Genomic DNA, 6,838 nt, shown 5'->3' on the forward strand with positions numbered 1-6,838 from the left:
GCTTAACAGTGAGCAGATGTGTTCAATGACACACCGCCTTCGCGAGCAAGCCCGCTCCCACATTGGATTTGTGCAGGGGCTCAATCGTGCAAAATGCCCGCGCCTTGCCACCTGTCGTGCAGAATCAAACAGGCCTCCTGCCATCACCGTTTTTACAACGCATTGATTTGCAATCAATTGCTCACCGCCAACGCTTGGCCTGATCTCTGCACCCTTCCAGCTACCTTAATCCAGCACCGATTGCAGGGGGATGCATGACCCCAACACACAGCAAGAAACTGGTGGTTGCCCATTCCGTGCGCCCCGCCGCACCGCTGCATGAAGTCGAAACCAATCGCGCGCTGGCCAAATGGCTGGCGCAGATCCTCGGGCTCAAGTTCGGTGGCAGTTATGATCCGCACAAGCACCACGACCGCGACCTGTACTTGCTGCCGACCCAGACCCTGGTAGGGGCCGCCAGCGCACGCGAGCTGGGGGTCAAAGGCCCGGAGGATCTGTGGGGCGGCTATGTCGAGCATGATTTCATCTGCACCAAAGCCATTACCCACGGTTTGCTGAACCATCATGCCCAGGCGCCGCAGGGCTGGGCGCCGCTGTTTTCAGAGAAGGTGCGCAGCGTGGTGCTCGACGGCCTGAGCGTGTTTTCCCTCGAAGATGCGCGGCTGGCGGCGGAGCATTTGCTGTACGGCGGCTCGATTCGTCTCAAGCCGATCCACGCCTGCGCCGGGCGCGGGCAGGAAGTGATCGACAGTCTCGACCGCTTCGACGAAGTCCTCGCCCGCCTCGAAGCCAGAGCCCTGTTCACCGAAGGTGTGGTGCTGGAGCAGGATCTGGATCAAGTGATCACCCACAGCGTCGGCCAAAGTTTTTTCGCAAATAAAGTGCTGAGTTACTGCGGTGATCAATACTTGACCAAGGATGCCCACGGCGAAGACGTGTATGGCGGCTCGAACCTGTTGGTGGTGCAGGGTGGCTACGACGATTTGTTGCAGCTGGACCTGAGCGAAGACGTGAAGCTGGCGATCAAACAAGCGCAGGTGTTCGACAGCGCCGCCGACGAAGCCTACCCCGGGTTCTATGCCTCGCGGCGCAACTACGACATCGCCCAGGGCATGGCCAGCGACGGCAAGCGCCGCAGCGGCGTACTCGAACAATCCTGGCGCATGGGCGGGGCCAGCAGCGCCGAAGTGGCGGCCCTGCAGAGCTTCGTCAATGACCCGCAGATGCGCGCGATCCGCGTGTCTTCGGTGGAAACCTATATCGATCAGCCGCTGCCGGCGGACGCCATCGAGGTGTATCGCGGGCCGGCGGAAAACAGTGAATTCTTACTCAAGTACGTAACGGTCAAATCCTATGACGGCTAGAAGCGAAAGCATTCAAATCGACATCGACGACGAACAGATGAGCGGGACCTTTCTCAGTCCCAAATCGAAAGTCCCCGGGGTGTTGTTCGTGCACGGCTGGGGCGGCAGCCAGGAGCGGGACCTGGAGCGGGCCAAAGGCATTGCCGGATTGGGTTGCGTGTGCCTGACTTTCGACTTGCGCGGTCACACGGGCGGCACCGGCATTCCGCTGACCCGGGTGACCCGCGAGGACAACCTGCGCGACCTGCTGGCGGCCTACGACCGTTTGTTGTCGCACCCGGCACTCGATACTTCGGCGATTGCCGTCGTCGGCACCAGTTACGGCGGCTACCTGGCCGCGATCCTCACCTCGTTGCGCCCGGTGCGTTGGCTGGCCATGAGGGTGCCGGCGCTGTATCGCGACGAGCAATGGCACACCCCAAAGCGTGATCTGGACAAACTCGATTTGCGCGATTACCGCAGCACGCTGGTGCGCGCGGACAGCAATCGGGCGCTGCACGCCTGTTCGCAATTCACCGGGGATGTGTTACTGGTCGAGTCCGAAACCGATGACTTCGTGCCCCACGCGACCATCATGAGTTATCGCGCCGCGTGTCAGCAGACTCATTCGTTGACGCACCGCATCATCGACGGCGCCGACCATGCCCTGAGCAACGCCGTATCACAGCAGGCCTACACCTCGATCCTGGTGGACTGGATCACGGAAATGGTGGTGGGGGAGCGGTTGAGCATTATTCAGTCCAAGTGATTTTTGGGGTGCACTTTCGGGCGCCTTCGCGGGCAAGCCTCGCTCCTACAGGGGCACGCGGCAATTCTGTAGGAGCGAGGCTTGCCCGCGAAGGCATACTCACACACCAAAAATCACTTGGGCTTCTTCGATATCCGCAACGACTTCGCCTTGGCCTCCACCAACAAATACATCACCAGCGTAATCAGCAACGGCAACAGAAAATAAATCGCCCGATACGCCAGCAATCCCGCCACCAGACTCCCCCGCGACACCTCGTGTTGCAGCAGCGCCACGAACACCGCTTCCAGCACCCCCAGCCCCGCAGGAATATGAGTGATCACCCCGGCAATGGCACTGATCAGCAGCACACCCAACACCAACGGATAGTCGAGCTTGCTTGGCAGCAACGTGAAAATCACCGCCGCCATCAGCGACCAGTTCAACGCCCCCAGGGCCAGTTGCAGAATGGCCATGCGCAACGACGGCAAGTTGATTTCCACCCCGCGAATGGCCCACTCCCGACGCTTGGAAAACCGGCACGCCAGCAGATACCCGGCACTCACCAGCAGCAACAACACGCCCACCGCCTGCAGCGCACCGCTGCTCAGTTTCCAGCCCGGCGGCATGCGCACCAGCCCACTGCTGAAGATGGCGCCGGCGATCAGCATGTAGCCGAACCAGTTGGTCGCCAGGCTCAGGCCGAGGATTTTCGCGATGTTGCCTTTGCTCACCCCAAGCCGAGAATACAGGCGATAACGCATGGCGATACCGCCAACCCAAGCGCTCAGGTTGAGGTTGAAGGCATAGCTGATGATCCCCACCGGCAGGATCTGCTTCCACGTCAGGTCCTGGCGGATGTAGGTGCGGCCGATCAGGTCGAAGCAGGCATAGACCAGAAAACTCAGCAGGGTCAGCCCAGCGGCGATGATCAGCGTGCGCACCTTGAAATCGGTCAGTGTGTCGAACACCTCATTCCATTCGATGCGCGAAGCGAACATCGTCAACAGCACGATCAGCGCCAGGAAGAACAGCATCGTCAGCGGTTTCTTCCAGCGGCTCAGACGCGATTTGGTCGGGTGCTCGGCGTGCGGTAACGACTGGGCTTCAGTGCGGCTCATGCTTGTCGCTCCCTGCCGGTGAAGTGAAGGTTTTCAGGCGTGGCTTATGCGCCGGCAACCACCCGGCCCAGGCCGGAAAATGCCGCAGGAAATGGAACACCAGGAAACCCACGGTCATGTGCCAGACCCGCCCCCGGGGCGCCTTGTCCACCGACATGAGTTTGCAATGGTTTTCGCTGAGCGCCTCAAGACGCTCGTACAGGTCACGGTTGAATGCGCGGTCGCGGATCAACACGTTGGCTTCCAGGTTCATCGACAGGCTCAACGGATCGAGGTTGCTCGAGCCCACGGTGCTCCAGTCTTCATCCACCAGCGCGACTTTGCCGTGCAGCGGGCGGGCGCAATATTCGTAGATTTTCACCCCGGACTTGAGCAGGTAGTCGTAGGTCATGCGCGCCGCCAGTTTGGCCACCAGCACGTCGGGCTGGCCCTGCAGGATCAGGCGCACATCGACACCGCGCCGCGAGGCATTGCGGATTTCGCGCAGCAATCTGAAGCCCGGAAAAAAATAGGCGTTGGCAATCACCACGCGGCGCTGGGCCGTGCGCAATACCTGGCGATAAACCTCTTCGATGTCGGTCGAGTGCTCGTTGTTATCGCGGTACACCAGGCGCACCTGGCCATCGTGGTCATTGAAGGCCATCTCCGAGCGGCGCTGCCAACGCTGCTGCCACCAGTACTTGGCCCGCGCCGGGCGGCCGCATTGCAGCAGGGCAAAGTGATGAATATCGGCCACCGCCGGGCCCTGGATCTCCACCGAATAATCCTGCTTGGCCTCGGGGCCGAAGTCGGCCAGGTGATCACCGGAGAAATTGATACCGCCGACGAACGCAATGGTCCCGTCCACCACGACAATCTTGCGGTGCAGCCGACGGAACCAGTTGGTGCGAATGCCCAGCCGCTTGGGCGCCGGGTCGAACATCTGCAGGTGCACGCCGGCGCCGCTGAGTGCCGTGAGATAACCGGTGCTCAGCTCGCCACAGCCAAACCCGTCGAAACTGGCGGTGACCCGCACCCCACGTTGGGCGGCCTCGATGAGCACGGTCTTGAGTTCTTCGCCGACCTTGTCCTCGAACACGATGAAGGTTTCCAGGAGGATTTCGGTCTTGGCCTGGCGCATGGCTTCGAACACCCGCGGGAAATACGCTTCGCCGTTTTCCAGCAACTCGACGCGGTTGTTGCCGTGCCAGCGGTACTCGACATCGACCGCGGCGGGCTCGTTTCTCGGCGGCGCGGCAATCGGTTCCACACTGGTTTTTTCCATCGGCGAAATGTTCATAGTTCGATCTCCACCGATAGCGGTGCGTGGTCAGAGAGGTGTGACCAGGGCCGGGTCGTCAGGACCTGCGGCACACTGGCCTTGAGGTTGCGTACATAAATGCGGTCCAGGCGCAGCGCCGGCAATCGCGCCGGAAAACTGCGCGCCGGTTTGCCATGGTGCTCGGCGAATACCTCGCGCAAGCCGCAGGGCTTGAGCAGGGCATCGGCGCGCTGGCGCCAGTCGTTGAAATCACCGGCGACGATCACCGGGGCATCGTTCGGCAGCGCTTGCAGATGACGGGCCAGCAGTTTGAGTTGTTCATTGCGGTGGGTTTCGCGCAGGCCCAAATGGACGCAGATCGCATGCAATTCCGGGCCTTCACCGGGCAGGCGCAGCACGCAATGCAAAATGCCGCGGTTCTCGTGGCCGCTGATGGACACATCCACATTGTCGTGACGCACGATCTGGAATTTCGACAGCAACGCGTTGCCGTGATCGCCCGCCGGATAGACTGCATTGCGGCCGTAGGCGAACTGCGGCCACAGGGTGTCGGCAAGGAACTCGTATTGCGGCACCGCAGGCCAATTGTCGTAGCGTTTGGGATGCTGCTCGTGGGTGCCGTGGACTTCCTGCAAAAACACCACATCGGCCGAGACGCTGCGCACCGCTTCGCGCAGTTCCGGCAGGATGAAACGGCGGTTGAGTGCAGTAAAACCCTTGTGGGTGTTGACCGTCAGCACCGTAAAGCGGTGCACCGTTGGCTCGGCGATGGCCTGCTCATCGGTGACGCCGACCGGTTCGCGAATGGTCATGGCAGCGCTCCTTCGGCAACGGGCTCACCGGGGGCGGTGGCCAGGGTGTGGTCGAGGTTGAATCGCTCCAACAGTCGGCGTGCATCGAAGGGCGCGCGGACTTTGACGTCGTTATCGAAATAGCAGAACACTTCTCGGGATTTACGCGCCCGGGGCTTTTGCCGAGGTGCGATCAATTGCGCATCGCCCGGTTGCCGCCCGTGATGCCAGGCCTCGATCCGTTCTCCCCAGCGCTTGAGCGCCTGGGGTGTGTAGCCGCTGGCATAAAGTTCTTCGGCGCCGTGCAGACGCAGGTAGACGAAGTCGCTGGTGAGGTCCTCGCGATACGGCCATTTGCCGGCGGTGTCGGCGATCACCAGGGCGGTGTTGTAGCGTCTGAGCAAGCGGATAAAGGCCGGGTCGATAAAGCTGTCGTTGCGGATCTCCACGGCGTGGCGCAGCGGCTTTTTCCTGTACGCCTTGAGGCTGGCGTGACCGTGCAGGTGCGCGTCGTGCTGACGGGCGAGGGCGGCAGCCTGTTCGGTGTCGTGGGGCAGCTGTTCGAGAAAGCTTTCGAACAGTTCGGCATCGAATTTGAAGTTGGGCGGGAACTGCCAGAGGATCGGGCCGAGCTTTTCCTTGAGCTCCAGCACTCCCGAGGCGAAGAAATTGGCCAGGGGCTTATGGATGTCGCGCAGGCGTTTGACGTGGGTGATAAAACGCGGGGCTTTGATGCTGAAGACGAAATGCGCCGGCGTTTCGCCATACCACTGTGCATAGCGTTCGGGCCGTTGCAGGGCGTAGAACGATCCATTGATTTCGATGCTGTTGACCGCCCGCGACGCGAACTGCAATTCGCGTTTCTGGGGCAAACCCTTTGGGTAGAAATCCCCCCTCCAGGGCGTATAGCGCCAGCCTGAAATGCCAATGTGAATCGCCGCCATGTCGCCTCCTTCCGAATGCCCCGTTCTTTTGCTGACTGTGGGAGGGCAACGAAAGTTTCTATCGGGCTACAGACGGCACATTCTTCAACACCGCAATTCCCTGTAGGAGCGAGCATGCTCGCGATGGTCGTCAACGGTAACGCGTGCTTTCTGAATGCCCGCGTTGTCCTTGCGTCCATCGCGAGCATGCTCGCGCCTACAGAGGTCTGTCAGTGACCGGCGATCACGCGGCTGCAGGCCTGGGCATAGACGGGCCCCACCCGATCCAGGCGACCGCTCCACGCGGTCAGCGCCAACGCCACCAGCACCACCAGGCCACCGATCCACGCGGTATGGATCAGCCCCAGGTGGGCGACAATCAAACCACCGCCCCAGGAAAGGCGCTGAGGGTCAGCGCGAGCAAGGCAATGGACATGGCTGCAACTCCGGTGGATTGATTGATTGATTGATGGAGCGCGGTGTCGGGGTTCGCGATGTGCGGAAAAATACAGGGATGGGCATTTGATATTTGCGCTGACCGCAAGGATCGAAGCGCTCTTGTGGCGAGGGAGCTTGCTCCCGTTGGGGTGCGAAGCCCCCCAAAACCTGCCGACCGGATTCCACTGATACACCGCATGCACAGGATTTGCG

Annotated in this window: 6 protein-coding genes and 1 pseudogene; 2 read left to right on the top strand and 5 right to left on the bottom strand. The window is 61.2% G+C overall.

Translation table 11 applies throughout. The features are described 5' to 3' along the window. Positions 1 to 254: 254 nt before the first annotated feature. Both B0W55_RS28135 and B0W55_RS28140 read left to right on the top strand, forming a co-directional pair. Positions 255 to 1,364, top strand: a complete 1,110-nt coding sequence (locus B0W55_RS28135) for a DUF3182 family protein (RefSeq protein ID WP_077049174.1) — start codon at positions 255 to 257, stop codon at positions 1,362 to 1,364. Continuing rightward, positions 1,354 to 2,112: a S9 family peptidase gene (locus tag B0W55_RS28140; protein WP_077049175.1), complete on the top strand. Its 759-nt coding sequence runs from the start codon at positions 1,354 to 1,356 to the stop codon at positions 2,110 to 2,112. Before B0W55_RS28135 ends, B0W55_RS28140 begins: the two co-directional genes overlap by 11 nt. Positions 2,113 to 2,225: 113 nt before the next feature. On the opposite strand, the gene B0W55_RS28145 is transcribed toward B0W55_RS28140, so the two are convergent. The 5 genes and pseudogenes from B0W55_RS28145 to B0W55_RS30575 all read right to left on the bottom strand — a co-directional run. Further along, complete coding sequence (locus B0W55_RS28145; RefSeq protein WP_077049176.1) at positions 2,226 to 3,212, bottom strand: lysylphosphatidylglycerol synthase domain-containing protein; 987 nt, start codon at positions 3,210 to 3,212, stop codon at positions 2,226 to 2,228. Further along, positions 3,199 to 4,491 carry a cardiolipin synthase ClsB gene (gene clsB / locus B0W55_RS28150; protein ID WP_077049177.1) on the bottom strand — a complete coding sequence of 431 codons (1,293 nt, stop codon included), beginning with the start codon at positions 4,489 to 4,491 and terminating at the stop codon, positions 3,199 to 3,201. Before clsB ends, B0W55_RS28145 begins: the two co-directional genes overlap by 14 nt. After that, positions 4,488 to 5,285, bottom strand: coding sequence for an endonuclease/exonuclease/phosphatase family protein (locus tag B0W55_RS28155; protein WP_077049178.1), 798 nt, complete (start codon positions 5,283 to 5,285; stop codon positions 4,488 to 4,490). The genes clsB and B0W55_RS28155 overlap by 4 nt, the downstream gene beginning before the upstream one ends. Further along, positions 5,282 to 6,208, bottom strand: a complete 927-nt coding sequence (locus B0W55_RS28160) for a DUF72 domain-containing protein (protein WP_077049179.1) — start codon at positions 6,206 to 6,208, stop codon at positions 5,282 to 5,284. Before B0W55_RS28160 ends, B0W55_RS28155 begins: the two co-directional genes overlap by 4 nt. Positions 6,209 to 6,417: 209 nt before the next feature. Continuing rightward, positions 6,418 to 6,585, bottom strand: a pseudogene (locus tag B0W55_RS30575) (MFS sugar transporter); the annotation flags it as partial. Between the last annotated feature and the right edge of the window lie 253 nt (positions 6,586 to 6,838).

The organism is Pseudomonas sp. KK4 (assembly GCF_001984065.1).
GTDB lineage: Bacteria > Pseudomonadota > Gammaproteobacteria > Pseudomonadales > Pseudomonadaceae > Aquipseudomonas.

Excerpts from the sequence above, each read along its gene's own strand:
- B0W55_RS28135 (WP_077049174.1), top strand. The coding sequence starts at position 255 with ATGACCCCAACACACAGCAAGAAACTGGTGGTTGCCCATTCCGTGCGC.
- B0W55_RS28140 (WP_077049175.1), top strand. The coding sequence starts at position 1,354 with ATGACGGCTAGAAGCGAAAGCATTCAAATCGACATCGACGACGAACAG.
- B0W55_RS28145 (WP_077049176.1), bottom strand. The coding sequence starts at position 3,212 with ATGAGCCGCACTGAAGCCCAGTCGTTACCGCACGCCGAGCACCCGACC.
- clsB (WP_077049177.1), bottom strand. The coding sequence starts at position 4,491 with ATGAACATTTCGCCGATGGAAAAAACCAGTGTGGAACCGATTGCCGCG.
- B0W55_RS28155 (WP_077049178.1), bottom strand. The coding sequence starts at position 5,285 with ATGACCATTCGCGAACCGGTCGGCGTCACCGATGAGCAGGCCATCGCC.
- B0W55_RS28160 (WP_077049179.1), bottom strand. The coding sequence starts at position 6,208 with ATGGCGGCGATTCACATTGGCATTTCAGGCTGGCGCTATACGCCCTGG.